A 14804-nucleotide genomic window follows, 5' to 3' on the forward strand; every position below is an offset into this window, starting at 1 on the left:
TCGGCGCATCCCGCATGGCTTCCACCCCGACCGGATGAAGCGGCTGTCCTCTTTATGCGAACAGCACATACTGGCGGAGGAAATCCAGAACCTCCTGATAGAAGGCGGTGATCGTCTCCGCGCGGCGCCAGCCATGGCCTTCCCCGGGATACAAGCGGTAAAGATGGGGAACGCCCCGCCGGCGCAGCGCCTCGGCGATGGCCTCGGCCTGGTTGGGCGGCACCACGCGATCCTCCGCGCCCTGGAAAATCGCCACCGGATCCTGGATCCGATCCGCGTGGAAGATGGGAGATCGCTCCCGATAGCGCTCCGCGGCCTCCGGCAGCGGTCCGACCAGTGTATCCAGATAGTGGGCCTCGAACTTGTGGGTCTCCGCCGCCAGGGTGAACAGGTTGGCGACGCCGAAGAGACAGATACCGGCCCGAAAGAAGCCGGGATAGCGGATCAGGGCATTGAGCACGGTGTAGCCGCCGGCGCTGCCGCCCATGATCACCAGGCGCCGGGGATCCGCCAGGCCCCGTTCCACCAGGGCCCGGGCGCCACCTACGGCATCCTCTACATCCAGAACGCCCCAGTTCCCTTTCAGGGCATCCCGATACGAGCGGCCGTAGCCCGTGCTTCCCCGGTAGTTCACCTCCAGATAGGCGAAGCCCCGGGTGGCGAAAAACTGGGCGTCGGCGTTGTAGCTCATCACCCGCTGAGAGGTAGGGCCTCCGTGGATGCTGATGATCGCAGGGGGAAAATCCGTTCCTTCGACCCTGGGCCCGACAGGCGGGTAATAGAGCCCGTGGACCATCGTCCCATCGGGCGCGCGCCACTGGATCGATTGGGGGAAAGAGAGCGCCTCCGGGGGGATCCGCTCCGCGCTGGCGTAGCGATGGACGCGGATACGGCCATCTTCCCAGGAGATCCCGCGGGGCGGCTGGAGGGGCGAGGAGGCGATCATCGCCAGGGCCTCCCGATCCGGCGCGACAGCGAGCTGTTCGAACCAGGTGTAAGGCCCCAGGTCCAGGCGAACGATGTGCCCTTCCAGGTCGACGGCCTCAAGAAAGGCCATGGCGTTCTCGCTGCGGCGGTAGAAGATCCGATCTCCCCGGGGGCTCCACCCGTAAACCCGCAGGCCCTGAACCCAGGCGGGCGGCGCCAGCGTGGTCCCCTCCACCAGGATCCGTCGAGCGCCGGTCTCCAGATCCATCACCACGAGGGCATCCCATTCCCCTTCCGTGAGGATATAGCTCAGGAAACGGCCGTCAGGGGAGAAAGCGGGCTGGAAGACCGGTGTGCGGGCGTCGCCGTCGACCACCTCGATCCGGGAGGGGCGGGGGGGATCGCCCTCCAGACGGGCCAGGCCCAGGCGGGCCCCATCCCAGGGCATATTCGGATGGTCCCACTCCACCCAGGCAATGAGCGGATGGGTGGGGTGCCAGACGGGCTGCATGTAGAAGTCGGCGCCTTCGATCGCCTTCTGGGGCCACCCTCGTCCCTCCGCATCGACCAGGGCCAGCCCATCCGTTGCGCCGTCCGAGTGCACATAGAGCACCCAGCGCCCATCCGGGGAGAGAGCTGGGGAAGCGACATTCCCGAAGGGCGGTGTGATCGGCTGGGGGAGGCCGGCGCGCAACGGAAGGCGATACAGCCGGCCGTCCTCCCCGGCATAGATCACGAAGCCATCGCCGGTCGTGAAATCCCCGCCGCCGTAGCCGATGCGGGCGCGGACCGACTCGATATCCGTGAGGTCGCGGGGGGCGTCTTCGTTCTCCTGGGCGACCAGAACGCCGCGGCCCGAGCGCTCCTCCCGCCAGATCCGGGCGCGGCCGGAGCGATCCCACTGGACATCCGTGATGCGGAGCATCGCGGCCATGCGTTCCGGGGCCAGCGGGCTGGGCCAGAGACCATAGGGGAGAATCCCGCGCATGGAATCTTCCTCCCGCTGAAGTGATGACGATTGTAGTCCGAGCGGATGGTTCCATGCAAACGCATCGGGCAGCTTTTTGATCTCTCCTTGATGAGGAGAAAACCCTCCTTGATCCATGCTTGATGGGGAGGGCGATACACTATAGATTCCAGACGGACCTCCACCATGGTCTGGGACTTCCACAGTCGGGCTTGCCTTCTCCCAGCCGAGGCGCCCAGGGGCGATCCAAGCCTGGCCAGGCCGATCCATTGCGTCGCGCTGGATCGCCCAAACAGAGGGCCGGAGGAATTTATCGCGTTCATGTATTCTTTGGCCATTCGGATCCGTGGATAATCATCGAATATCGAAACCAAATTCGGAGGCTTGAGCATTGATTCACGATTTTCTAATGATTTCGATTATAATAATCTTGTTTTTGCTCGCTTTCTACCTGATTCACGCCCTGGACCTTATCGCCCGATCGGGGGGGGCTGAATGAATTTATTGCATATTTTTAGCGCGATTTTAGCGATTATTTTATTTATTTACTTGGTGATAGCTTTGTTATATCCGGAAAAATTCCAATAATCCGGAAGGGGGATGGAATGTCTCAGAATGCGGGGCTACAGATTCTGCTGTATGGGATGGCGCTGCTGATCCTGGCGCCGGCGCTAGGGGAGTATATGGCACGGGTATACCAGGGACGGCCGGGCTTCGTCGGGCGGGTGGTGGGGCCTCTGGAGCGAGCGATCTATCGGTGGACGGGGGTGGATCCAGATCAGGAGATGGATTGGAAGTCCTATGCGATGGCGATGCTGTTGTTCAATGCGGTGGGCATGCTGGCGCTTTACGGGCTTCAGCGGGTGCAGGGGTGGCTCCCTTTGAACCCGTTGCGCTGGGGGCCGGTGTCTCCGACCATCGCCTTCAACACGGCGGTCAGTTTTGTCACCAACACGGACTGGCAGGCCTATGCGGGTGAGACGACGATGAGCTTTCTCACCCAGATGATGGGGTTGACGGTGCAGAACTTCTTGTCGGCGGCGACGGGGATGGCCGTCGCCGTGGCCGTGATCCGGGGCTTCGCCCGGGCCTCCGCTCAGACCCTGGGGAATTTCTGGGTGGATCTGACCCGGAGCGTGCTGTATATTCTCCTGCCCCTCTCGGTCTTATTGGCCCTCTTTCTGGTCTCCCAGGGTGCAGTTCAAACGTTGCAGGGATCGGTCACCGTGCATCTGATCCAACCGGTGCGCCTGCCGGAGGGTCGGGTCCTTCCCGAGATCCAGCTCCCGCTGGGCCCGGTGGCCTCTCAGACGGCGATCCAGCACCTGGGGACCAATGGCGGCGGCTTCTTCAACACGAACGCGGCGCATCCTTTCGCGAACCCCACCCCGCTGACGGACTTCATGCTGGCCCTTGCGCTGATGGCCATCCCGGTGGCTTTTGCCTACGCCTTCGGGCGGATGATCGGGGATGTGCGGCAGGGATGGGCGCTGCTGGCGGCGATGCTGATCCTGCTTCTCGTGCCCCTCGGGGTGGGCTATCTGGCGGAAGCGTCCGGGAATCCGCGCCTGGCGGCGCTGGGAGTGGACCTTCGGCCCTCTCCATGGAATCCCGGGGGCAACATGACCGGCAAGGAGGTGCGCTTCGGGATTGTCCGTTCCGTCATCTTTACGGCTTCGACCACGGGCACTTCCACCGGGGCGGTCGACGCGATGCTGGATGCGATGACACCATTGGGAGGGGCCATGGCGATGTGGCTGATGATGTTGGGGGAGGTCGCTCCGGGCGGAGTGGGCAGTGGCCTTTACGGGATGCTGGCTTTCGTCGTCGTCGCGGTTTTCGTGGCGGGGCTGATGGTCGGCCGGACGCCGGAGTATTTGGGGAAGAAGATCGAGGCGTATGAGATGAAGATGGCCGCCCTGATGATCCTGATCATGCCGGTGCTGGTTTTGGGGCTGACCGCCCTGGCGGTGGCTCTCCCGGCGGGGCGTCAGGCGGCCTTTCATTCAGGCCCCCATGGCTTCAGCGAGATCCTTTACGCTTTTACCTCCACAGCCAACAATAACGGGAGCGCCTTTGCCGGCCTGGACGCCAGTTCTCTCTTCTATTGCCTGACGACGGGCCTGGCGATGTTTCTGGGGCGATATGGAACGGCCATCCCGGCTCTGGCGATGGCGGGCAGTCTTGGACGCAAAAAGCGCATCCCAGCCGGGGCGGGGACCTTGCCCACTCATACGCCTCTCTTCATCGCTTGGCTGACAAGCGTCGTGATCATCGTTGGGGCCCTGAACTTCTTCCCCGCTCTCGCCCTCGGCCCTGTGGCGGAGCATCTGCAGATGATCTCGGCCGGGCCTTGGATGGGGAGGTGAACGGGAATGGCGGTCTCGCCGCGCAAACCGATGGCATGGACCGGGGAGATCTACCGGCGCGCGCTGGTGGATGCGCTGCTGAAGCTGGATCCTCGCCGGATGATCCGGAACCCCGTGATGTGGGTGGTGGAGGTCGGAAGCCTGCTGACGACCGCCCTCTGGATCCAGGCCTTGGCGGGATATGGGGAAGCTCCCCCTCGCTTCATCGGGATGATCGCCCTCTGGCTGTGGTTTACCGTCCTGTTCGCCAACTTCGCGGAAGCGCTGGCCGAGGGGCGCGGGAAGGCCCATGCGGCCTCCCTGCGTCGCATGCGCAAGGTCACGCAGGCGAAGCGCCTGCGAGAGCCCCGGCGGGACGCTCCCTACGACCTGGTTCCCTCGACCGAGCTGCGCCGGGGGGACCTGGTCCTGGTGGAGTCTGGAGACATCATCCCCGCGGATGGAGAGGTGATCGAGGGAGCCGCTCTGGTGGACGAGAGCGCCATCACAGGAGAAAGCGCGCCGGTAATCCGGGAATCGGGTGGAGATCGCAGCGCGGTGACCGGCGGGACGCGCTTGCTCTCCGACTGGCTGGTGATTCGGGTCACAGCGGATCCGGGCCATGGCTTCCTGGATCGAATGATCTCTCTGATCGAAGGCGCCAAGCGCCGGAAAACGCCTAACGAGATCGCCCTGGACATCCTTCTGGCTGCGCTGACGCTGATCTTCCTGGTTGTCGTCTTCTCCCTCTGGTTCTTCTCGGATTACAGCGCTCGGGCGGTTGGCCACGGCTCTCCGGTGCCGGTAACCATCCTGGTGGCCCTGCTGGTCTGTCTGATCCCCACGACCATCGGTGGCCTGCTTCCGGCGATCGGGATCGCCGGAATGGATCGCATGATCCGCAAGAACGTCATCCCTCTCTCGGGACGTGCGGTGGAGGCGGCGGGAGACGTGGATGTGCTATTACTGGATAAAACGGGAACGATTACGTTGGGGAACCGTCAAGCCGTGGAATTCATCCCCGCCCCGGGGTTTTCAACGCGGGAAGTGGCTGAGCTGGCGCAGCTGGCTTCCCTGGCCGATGAAACCCCTGAAGGCCGAAGCATCGTCGTCCTGGCCAAGGAACGCTATGGCCTGCGCGGACGCGACAGCCTTCCGCCCGGCGCCCGGTTTATCCCCTTTTCGGCGCGCACCCGTATGAGCGGGGTGGACCTGGATGGGCTGAGGATTCGCAAGGGCGCTTTGGATGCCATTGAAAGCTAGGCCCGGGCATGCGGCCGGGAGATCCCCCCGGAGATCCGGGCTGCCGCAGAGGCGATCGCTCGAGGCGGGGGAACGCCCCTGCTGGTCGCCCGCAACGGCGAAGTGGTTGGCGTGGTTCATCTGAAGGACGTGCTCAAGGGCGGCATCCGCGAGCGCATCGCCCAACTACGTCGCATGGGGATCCGGGTCGTGATGATCACGGGGGATAACCCGCTGACCGCAGCAGCCATCGCCGCGGAGGCCGGGGTCGATGAGTTCCTGGCCGAAGCCCGTCCAGAGGACAAACTCCGTCTGATCCGGCGGTATCAGGCCGAGGGACATATGGTCGCCATGGCCGGAGACGGCACCAATGACGCCCCCGCCCTGGCCCAGGCGGACGTGGCGGTCGCCATGAACGCTGGCACCCAGCCCGCCCGCGAAGCGGCGAACCTCATCGACCTGGATAGCAACCCGACCAAGTTGATTGAGATCGTAGAGACCGGCAAGCAGTTGCTGATGACGCGAGGGGCTTTGACGACCTTCAGCATCGCCAACGATGTGGCGAAGTATTTCGCGATCATCCCGGCAGCCTTCGCTTCCATCTACCCCCAGCTGGAATGGCTCAACATCATGCGTCTGTCCACCCCGGAGCGCGCCATCCTCGCGGCGGTGATCTTCAACGCCCTGATCATCGTAGCCCTCATTCCTCTGGCCCTGCGCGGCGTTCCTTACCGCCCCCTCGGAGCGGCACGGCTCCTGCTGCAGAATCTTCTCATATATGGATTGGGCGGGCTGATCGCGCCCTTCATCGGCATCAAATTGATCGACATGTTGTTGAGCCTGGTGGGCCTGCCATGAGGCCTCCAGAGCCTTCGCCATCAGCGGGGAGGAGGACGGGCACGCTATGAGCATCCTAGAAGCGCGAGTCCATCTGCGTCCGGCCATCCGGATGCTCGTTCTGTGGAGCTTGATCCTGGGCCTGGCATATCCCCTTGGAATCACCGGGCTGGCCCAGATGCTCTTTCCATCTCAGGCGAACGGGAGCCTGGTTCATGTCGATGGGCAAATCCGCGGGTCGAAGGGGATCGGCCAGGCGTTTGATGATCCCCGATACTTCTGGGGACGCCCTTCCTGGACGGAGCCTTTCCCTTACAATCCGCTTCCCTCCGCGGGTGCGAACACTGGACCCTTGCATCCCATGCTGGAAGCCCGGGTGCGGGCTCGCATTCAAGCCCTGCGGGATGCCGACCCCTATGCTTCGGGTCCGATTCCGGTCGACCTGGTGACCCCCTCCGGTAGCGGTCTGGACCCGCACATCAGCGTGGCGGCTGCGCTCTATCAGATCCCGCGCGTGGCCCGAGCCCGAGGCCTTCCGGAATCCCTCCTGCGATCTCTTGTGGAGCAACATATTGAAGATCGAACATGGGGGATCCTGGGCGAGCCGCGGGTGAATGTCCTGTTGCTGAATCTGTCACTGGATGAGAAGTTTGGCCGGCCTGCTTCGGAGGGTGGAGCGAAGTAAGGCGCCTTTCCGGCTCTGGAGGGAGGGAGATTGGCATGTGGGAAGAGGTGGAGCGCCCTGACCCGGAGGCGATGCTGGCTCAGGTGAAGGAGGAAGAGCCTGATCGACCTCGTGGCCGGCTGAAGATCTTCCTGGGCTATGCGGCAGGGGTTGGAAAAACCTATGCGATGCTGGACGCCGCTCGCCAGCGCCGGCTGGAGGGGGTCGATGTGGTTGTTGCCTATGTGGAAACCCATGGCCGTCCGGAGACCGAGGCCCTGCTGGAGGGCCTGGAGATCATCCCTCGCCGCCGGGTTGAATATCGGGGGATCGTTTTAGAGGAGATGGATCTGGACGCCGTGCTGGCTCGTCGACCCCAGCTCGCCGTCGTCGATGAGCTGGCCCACACCAATGCTCCGGGCTCTCGCCATGCCAAGCGCTATCAGGATGTATTGGAGATCCTCCACGCCGGCATCGATGTGTACACCACCCTTAATATTCAGCACGTGGAGAGCCTCAATGATGTGATCGCTCAGATCACGGGCGTCCGGATGAAGGAGACAGTGCCTGACTTCATCCTTCAGGAGGCAGACGAGATCGAGCTGATCGATCTGGACCCCGATGAGCTACTCCAGCGACTTCGGGAAGGCAAGGTCTACGTTCCGGAACGGGCCGAATGGGCGATTCAGCATTTCTTTCGGAAGGGGAACCTGATCGCCCTGCGCGAGCTGGCCATGCGTTACGTGGCCGATCGCGTGGATCGCCAGATGCGCGCCTACATGCGCGCCCATGCGATCGCTGGACCATGGCCGGCGAAGGAGCGCATCCTGGTTTGCGTCAGCCCGGGCACGCTGAGCGAACGCCTGGTTCGCACCGGGTATCGTCTGGCGCATCATTTGAACGCCGAATGGTTTGCCCTCTATGTGGAGACCCCTGGAGATGCTTCCCTTTCCCCGGCCCAGCGGGAGCGACTCGACCATCTGTTGCGCCTTTCGGAGGAACTGGGGGGTCATCCCATTGTTCTATCCGGCTATGACGTGGTGACGGCTATCCTGGACTTCGCCCGACATCATAATGTAACCAAGATCGTCATCGGGAAGCCCCTCCGGCCGCGCTGGTATGAGTTGATCCGAGGTTCCGTCGCTGACCGATTGATCCGCAAAAGCGGCCCTATCGACGTCTATGTGATCAGCAGCGAGGCTGAGGCGGGCGCGTCCTCTCCTCATGCCTTTCCTCGCTGGAATCCGCCTCCCCGGGCGGCTTGGGTGAGCTACCTGCAGAGCCTCTTCCTGGTTGCCGTGGCAACCGGCCTGGGAGCCCTTCTCCACTCGAAGTTGCAGGAAGCGAATCTGATCATGCTCTACCTGACCACAGTGGTCGTAGCAGGATTTTACCTGGGGCGTGGGCCAGCCATCCTCGCTTCCATCGCCGGGACCCTGGCCTTCGACTTCTTCTTCGTTCCTCCCCGGCTGACCTTCGCCGTCTCGGATACGCAGTATCTGCTCACATTCCTCGGGCTGCTGGCGGTGGGCCAGATCATCGGCACGCTGACCGCCAATCTCCGCTGGCAGGCCGAAGCGGCTCAGCAGCGGGAGGCTCAGACCCGCAACTTATATGCTTTAAGCCGGGCCCTCACCCGGGCCAGCAATATCGAGGAGATCATCTCCGCGCTTGTCCGGCATGTCGAAGAAGCCACGGGTGGGGAGGTCTGGATCTTCCTGCCAGGGGCGGATTCGAAGCTGGAGCTCTATGCGCGGCATCCAGAGCGGCCTTTATCTCCAGAGGAGAGGGGAGTGGCAGAGTGGGTGTATCGGAACGGGCGTCCCGCCGGCCGGGGAACGGATACCCTTGCCTCTGTGGAGGGGAGCTACTTCCCGATGCGAACCGATCATGGAACGATCGGCGTGCTGGGGATCCGCTGGCCGTCCGAGCGTGGTCCTTTGACCTCTCTCGAGCGTCAGCGTCTGGAGGCTTTCGCAAACCTCGCCGCACTGGCCTTCGAGCGGGCTTACTTAGCCGAGCAGGCTCATCAAGCCCGTTTGCTGGAGGAACGAGATCGCCTGCAATCCGCCCTCCTGAGCTCCATCTCTCACAATCTGCGGACGCCTCTGGTGACCATCCTGGGTGCCCTGACCGCATTGCAGGAATCTGATGAGGGGATGGCTCCTGAGACCCGGCGGGCTTTGTTGCGCACCGCCCGGGAGGAGGCCGAACGCATGAACCGGCTGGTGAGCAACCTCCTGGCCGTCACGCGGATCGAGGCCGGAGGGCTGCGCGTTCGGAAGGAGCCATGCGAGGTTCAGGATCTTCTCAACGCCGCCCTGGAGCGCTTGAAGAGCCGCCTGCAAGATCGGCCCATCGACGTCCGTCTCCCACCGGATCTGCCGCTGATCCCCATGGATTTGACCCTGATGGAGGAGGCCCTCGCGAATATCCTGGACAACGCCGTCAAGTATTCCCCACCCGGATCCCCGATCGAGATCGAGGCCCGTCTGGTGGGAGATCGCCTGGAGATCGATGTGGCCGATCGTGGGGTAGGAATCCCCCCCCATGAGCTGGAGCGCATCTTCGAAAAATTCTATCGAATCCCTCGGGCAGGGGAGAGCGGAGGTCTGGGGTTGGGGCTGACCATCGCCCGATCGATGGTCGAAGCTCACGGCGGCACCATCCGCGCCCTCAACCGGCCGGGGGGCGGAACCGTGTTCCGCATCTCTCTCCCTCTTGATGGAGACGGGCGATCCGGTCATGGAGATGAGCGGGAAGAGGATTCTCATCGTTGATGACGAACGGGCGATTCGCCGGTTCCTGCGCTTGATCCTGGAAGCGCATGGCTACGCTGTGCTGGAGGCTGTGGATGGCCAGGAGGCGCTGCAGCTGACGGCGACCCAGCGCCCCGACCTTCTGTTGCTCGACCTCGGCCTTCCCGATATAGATGGAGTAGAGGTGCTCCGAAGGCTTCGGGAGTGGACCGGCGTGCCTGTCATTGTGCTCTCTGTCCGGGAGCGGGAGGAGGACAAGATCGCCGCCCTGGATGCGGGGGCGGACGATTATCTGACCAAACCCTTTGGGGCAGGGGAGCTGCTGGCCCGTATCCGGGCGGCCCTGCGTCGATCGATATCGCCGCCCTCGGATCCTGTTTTTGAAATCGGTGATCTGCGGGTCGATCTGGCCAGGCGCCTGGTCACCCGACAGGGCCAGCGGATCGAATTGACCCCTACCGAGTTCGCCTTGTTGCGCGTCCTCATCCAGCATGCCGGAAAGGTGCTTACCCATCGCCAGCTGTTACGAGCGGTTTGGGGGCCGGGTTATGAGAACGATGTGCATCTACTCCGAGTGACCATCAGCAACCTGCGTCGCAAGCTCGAACCAGATCCTTCTCGTCCCCGGTATATACAAACCGAGCTCGGAGTGGGTTATCGCATCAAGGATGCGGATCTGCCGTGATCAGCGGATGATGCAGGGGCGCGGGGGCGGACCGCTCTGGCGCGCATCGAGGACGAGGCTGGGATCCGGGATGGGGGTCATATGATCGCAGCGATCGATCCCTTTTCCCGTCCGAGGACCTCGCGGCGCATGGCGCCGGGGTCCGGGAGGATGTAAAAATACATGGTGTCTTTCTTCTCGTCGATCAGATCCCGCAGCTCCGCCTTCACCCGTTCCAGGCGGGCAGGGGTGATCTCCCCCTCGAAGGCGGAGTTCTGCACCCAGTGGAGATGGCGGCGCAGATACTGGCAGACGCGGGCGACGCGTTCGACTTCCACATCGTAAACGATGATCACATACATCGGCTCACCACCACGCCTTGAGGGGCTCGTAGGGCTCCATCCCCAGCAGGTGCCGCACCAGCTTGTAGGCCTCCAGCCGGATGAGGGTCCGATAGCTCACCGGGCGCTTCAGGCGGGGATGCTGGATGGTCTCCCGCATCCGCTCCTCGAATTCCATCACCACCTTCTTCCGCCCCCCTTCGGTGAGATAACAGAAGCCCACTTCCTCCAGGAAATCGTCCTCGCCCAGGGCGCCCCGGTTCATCAGCGCGAACGCCATCCGATCCACCACCAGCGGCTTGAAGAGCTCCGCCAGGTCCAGGGCCAGGGAGAAGCGGCCCGCGGAGGGCTCGTGGAGGAAGCTCACGGCCGGATGGAGGGGGGTGTGATAGAGCTCGGAGAGGACGGCGGCGTAGAGCAGGCCGTTGCCGAAGGAGAGCAGGGCGTTGATGGGATTCTCCGGCGGCCGCCGGCTCCGGCGGAAGCCCTCGAGGGAGAGGATGGTCGGGAAGGCGCCGTAGTAAGCGTCCCGCGCCCGCCCTTCCAGGCCCATAAGCGCCGCCACATCCGGACAGCGCTCGATCTCCCCCATCGCCCTTTCCACCGCCGCGAGGGGTTCTTCCACGGGAAGCCCCTGACGCCGGTAGTAGAGCAGGTTGCGGCGCATATGGAAGAGGGCGCCCTCCACGAAGCCCCGGGCCAGGGCCAGCCGGCGAGCCGGGTCGGCGTAGTGCAGGGCCTGGCCGACCACCACCTGGCCGGCGGCCCGGGTCTCCCGGGGGTAGAAGGAGCCCACATAGAACCCGTAGTAGTTGAACACGTGCAGGCCGATCCCATGGCGGCTCAGGAAGCTCAGGAGCCGGGTGTTGAGGTCCAGCTCCCCCATCGCAAAGAGCGCCTCCACGTCCTCCACCGGGATGGCCTGGCGCAGGGTCTGGCCGTCGGCCTCCCATTCGAGATACAGGGTGTTCTGGCGCCGCCGCAGACGCCCACTGCGGAACAGATAATACGTGCGTCCCATCGGATCACCCTTTTCGATCTGAAAAGGACCTCCCGGTCGGAGCCGCTTCAGCGGCGGCGTTTTCGCGGGCCTGCCCGCGGATGATCTATCCCCAGCACAGGGGCGCGTAGGCGCACCGGCGACAGGCGGGCATCCAGGGGACGGCGGGCGGGGTGGGGAGGGCTTCGATGCGGGCGATCTCGGCGAGCGCCGCCTCCACCTCGGCCACTGCCGCCGCGTCCAGGGTCACCGTCTCCCGTCGGCGCTGGCGGGGGAACCGCAGCTCCCCACGGAGGTGAACCCCTCGCCGGGCCAGGAAGTAGAGATAGTAGCGCAGCTGGAGGCGCGCGGCTTCCACAAAAGTCGGCGCGTGCTTGACCTCGAGGAGGGTCCCCTCGTCCTCCAGGACATCGATGGCGATCCGGTTCTCCAGGATCATGCTCCGGCGGGGCCGGTCGCGATAAGCCCGCTCGTGGGTGAGCCGCCCCAGGGCCACCGCTTCCGCATCGGCCTCCAGGCGGACCTGATGGGCGAAGAGCCAGAGCTTGCGCGGGCAGACCCGCAGGTAGTTCATCTTGAGCCCGCCGACCTTCAGCCGCTCGAAATCATCCTCGCTCAGGCGCATCGCCTGGCGGAGCAGATCCCACAGATCCTCTTCCCGCTCCGGATCCATGCCGCTCCCTTCCCCGCGATCGGCTCTCCAAACGCCCCGGCTTCTTCAAGCATAGATCTCGGGGGCGACACGCGCCTCCGGCTTCCACCCGAATCGGTTCCGGGATGGCCCTGAATCCCTCCCCCGGGGGATCTCCTGAGGATTTTCGGGGGAAAACTGGAGGCGATGAATGGAGATCCGTGGCATGCTCTTCCTGACCTTCCCATAAGCTGGCTGGGTGTGGGAGACGCTCCAGTTCCGAAACCTCGAGCCGCGCGGGCTGGAGGATGAAAGGGACAAAGGGAAAGGGCCAGAAGAGGGCGGCCGGCTATCATCTTATGGGAGCTTTTCAACCCGCCGTCTGCCGGGAGCGATCCCGCTGCCCGGCCAGCCAATTTCCTTCTCCGGGCGGAGAGGGAAGCGGTTTCCCCTTCCCTTTTCCTGGAATCCCTAAAAATCGGGAGGCGTGTGATGAAAAGATGCTGGATGGCCTGTGCGGTGTTGTTCTCGTTGCTGGGCTTCGCATGCCGGCCCCGCCTCGCTCCAGGGGCCGCGACAGCCACGCCGGTTTCCCCGGCAGCGATGCCGGCCTTCACGGTGCCGACGCCCACTCCCATCCCGGCTATACCCGGCCTGGGGCATCCGGTGCCGACCGATGGGGAGCCCATCTCCCTGAATAACCTCCCCCGCCTGCAGCCGATCTGGCGGGCCCAGTGGCCGATGTGGCACAGGCTGTGGCCGACCTCCGAGGCCCTGATCGGCGTGGGGGTGGAAGTCATGGTCATATCCCCGTCCGACCTGGAGATCCGGCAGTCCTTTCCGCTCCCCGCGGGCACGGAGTTTCCGACCGCCCTGGCGGTCAGTGGAGACCATCGGACGGCTGCGGTGGGAACCAGCGGGGGGGATCTGTGGCGGGTGGATCTGAGCCGCGGCGAGATCCACGGCGAGGCGAGGATATCGGAGTCCATTGAGGCGCTGGCGTTCCTGGACCCTCAGGGGCAACGCGTGGCGGTTCTGGCCGATGGGTTGCGGATCTGGGGGTCGGATGGTTCGCTGTCGTCGCCGGTTGGGATGCTTCCCCAGAAAGACTATGAGGGGCAGTTCAGCCCGGACGGCCGCTGGGCGCTGGCGGTGGACAAGCAGGGCGCCGGCGGCCTGTATGAAGTTCCGTCGGGGACCCGGATCTTGAGCTTCACGGTCCCCTTCACCAGCCCGAAGTCGGTCGCCCTGCATCCGGAGGCGCAATATGCGGCTGTAGCCGGGAGGGATGCCGTGGTCGTTCTCCGCCTCGATCCCTCCGGGGGGCGTGCGGAGATCCTCCGGCAGCTCAGCCGGTCAGGCGTTCGGGAGGTGGATGGCGGCGCATCGTTGCTGGCCGTTCTGTCCGAAGAAGGCGGAGGGACGCGCCTCCAGATCCTGCGCTGGGAGAGCGGGGAATCGGTGGTGAACACCCTGCTGGACCGGCCGTTCTTCCACGTGCGCCTTGACGAAGCGGGCGGCCGGGTTTACCTCGCCATCTTCAATCGCCTGGAGGCCCGCTCGCTATCGGACGGCCAGCTCCTCCAGCGGCGCGAGCACCCCAGGACGGATTTCGGGATCCCCCTATGGGAGCAGCGCGCCGTGGTTCTGAGCTCAAAGCATGTGGGGCCTTTGGATCCGGAGGTGGAGCTGCTGGATCTCGCCACCGGACGCCTCCGATGGCAGCGGACGCTGAAATCCCCTGTTCGATCCGCCTGGGCGGATCCCCAGGGGCGATGGGTGGCTGCAGCGCTGAAGGATGGCGGGGCTGAGTTCCTGAAGCTGGAGGACGGGGAATCCATAGGGCGGCTGGAGCTGCGGGATATCAAGTGGCTGGGCCCGGATGGGCAGGGTCGGGGCCTGATCGGCCTGCGGGAGAACACGGTGATGCTCTGGCCGGTTGAGGGGAAGGCCCCGGTCTGGCAGCGCGCCCTTCCGGTTCCCCGGGATCTGCGGCTGATCGGCGCTGTCTCCCCCCAGTGGATCGCCGTCGCGCCGCGTTACGGACAGGACACCCGCTTCGGCGAGTATAACCGGATCTGGGTGATGGATCACGAGGGCAACATCCGGAACACCCTGAGCGATCGTCAGAACTTTGGGAATATCTATCGTCTCGAATGGTCCTCGGACCATCTAATCGTGCATATGTTTTCGGGATCCTCCGGCTACGCGTTCATCTTCTCGATCCCGGACGGGCGGCAAGTAGCCAATCCGCGCATTCGGTCACCCGATGACAGCACATCGATTTACTGGTGGCCTGATCGCCGGATGGGGGTGGTGAACAATCTCCTCGATGAGCTTATGGTTTTCTGGATGGAGGGCCCTAGTGTTACGATGCGCTCTCTGCATAGCGAGGAAGATCTTTGGGTGCACGACGTTCAGCGG

General features: G+C 64.1%; 10 protein-coding genes and 1 pseudogene. 7 read left to right on the forward strand and 4 right to left on the reverse strand.

What is annotated here, in order from left to right; all coding sequences use genetic code 11:
* Positions 1 to 52: 52 nt before the first annotated feature.
* Positions 53 to 1915 carry a S9 family peptidase gene (locus VAE54_RS02525; RefSeq protein ID WP_322800359.1) on the reverse strand — a complete coding sequence of 621 codons (1863 nt, stop codon included), beginning with the start codon at positions 1913 to 1915 and terminating at the stop codon, positions 53 to 55.
* 474 nt (positions 1916 to 2389) lie between these two features.
* Between VAE54_RS02525 and kdpF the strand changes: the two genes are divergently transcribed.
* The 6 genes and pseudogenes from kdpF to VAE54_RS02555 all read left to right on the forward strand — a co-directional run bounded on the left by kdpF (position 2390) and on the right by VAE54_RS02555 (position 10429).
* The gene (gene kdpF, locus VAE54_RS14505; RefSeq protein WP_416223760.1) at positions 2390 to 2482 is read left to right on the forward strand and encodes a K(+)-transporting ATPase subunit F; all 93 of its coding nucleotides are present in this window, start codon (positions 2390 to 2392) and stop codon (positions 2480 to 2482) included.
* A 17-nt stretch (positions 2483 to 2499) separates the two neighbouring features.
* Positions 2500 to 4263 carry a potassium-transporting ATPase subunit KdpA gene (gene kdpA, locus VAE54_RS02530; RefSeq protein WP_322800360.1) on the forward strand — a complete coding sequence of 588 codons (1764 nt, stop codon included), beginning with the start codon at positions 2500 to 2502 and terminating at the stop codon, positions 4261 to 4263.
* Between the two features lie 6 nt (positions 4264 to 4269).
* Positions 4270 to 6342 (forward strand): annotated as a pseudogene (gene kdpB / locus VAE54_RS14510) (potassium-transporting ATPase subunit KdpB).
* 46 nt (positions 6343 to 6388) lie between these two features.
* Positions 6389 to 7006 (forward strand): potassium-transporting ATPase subunit KdpC, encoded by a 618-nt coding sequence (kdpC, locus tag VAE54_RS02545; protein WP_322800362.1) that lies wholly within the window; start codon positions 6389 to 6391, stop codon positions 7004 to 7006.
* Positions 7007 to 7041: 35 nt separating this feature from the next.
* On the forward strand, positions 7042 to 9765 hold the full coding sequence (locus tag VAE54_RS02550; RefSeq protein ID WP_322800363.1) for a sensor histidine kinase KdpD: 2724 nt from the start codon (positions 7042 to 7044) through the stop codon (positions 9763 to 9765).
* On the forward strand, positions 9731 to 10429 hold the full coding sequence (locus VAE54_RS02555; RefSeq protein ID WP_416223761.1) for a response regulator: 699 nt from the start codon (positions 9731 to 9733) through the stop codon (positions 10427 to 10429). The genes VAE54_RS02550 and VAE54_RS02555 overlap by 35 nt, the downstream gene beginning before the upstream one ends.
* Before the next feature lie 77 nt (positions 10430 to 10506).
* Here the strand turns inward: VAE54_RS02555 and cas2 are convergent, their stop codons facing one another.
* From cas2 to VAE54_RS02570, 3 genes are all read right to left on the reverse strand, one after another.
* Complete coding sequence (gene cas2, locus VAE54_RS02560) at positions 10507 to 10770, reverse strand: CRISPR-associated endonuclease Cas2 (protein WP_322800365.1); 264 nt, start codon at positions 10768 to 10770, stop codon at positions 10507 to 10509.
* 4 nt (positions 10771 to 10774) lie between these two features.
* On the reverse strand, positions 10775 to 11770 hold the full coding sequence (cas1b, locus tag VAE54_RS02565) for a type I-B CRISPR-associated endonuclease Cas1b (protein WP_322800366.1): 996 nt from the start codon (positions 11768 to 11770) through the stop codon (positions 10775 to 10777).
* An 85-nt stretch (positions 11771 to 11855) separates the two neighbouring features.
* On the reverse strand, positions 11856 to 12422 hold the full coding sequence (locus VAE54_RS02570; protein ID WP_322800367.1) for a CRISPR-associated protein Cas4: 567 nt from the start codon (positions 12420 to 12422) through the stop codon (positions 11856 to 11858).
* Between the two features lie 450 nt (positions 12423 to 12872).
* Here VAE54_RS02570 and VAE54_RS02575 point away from each other — a divergent pair.
* A partial coding sequence (locus VAE54_RS02575; RefSeq protein WP_322800368.1) for a hypothetical protein occupies positions 12873 to 14804 on the forward strand: 1932 nt, incomplete at its 3' end.

The organism is Thermoflexus sp. (genome assembly GCF_034432235.1).
Lineage (GTDB): Bacteria > Chloroflexota > Anaerolineae > Thermoflexales > Thermoflexaceae > Thermoflexus.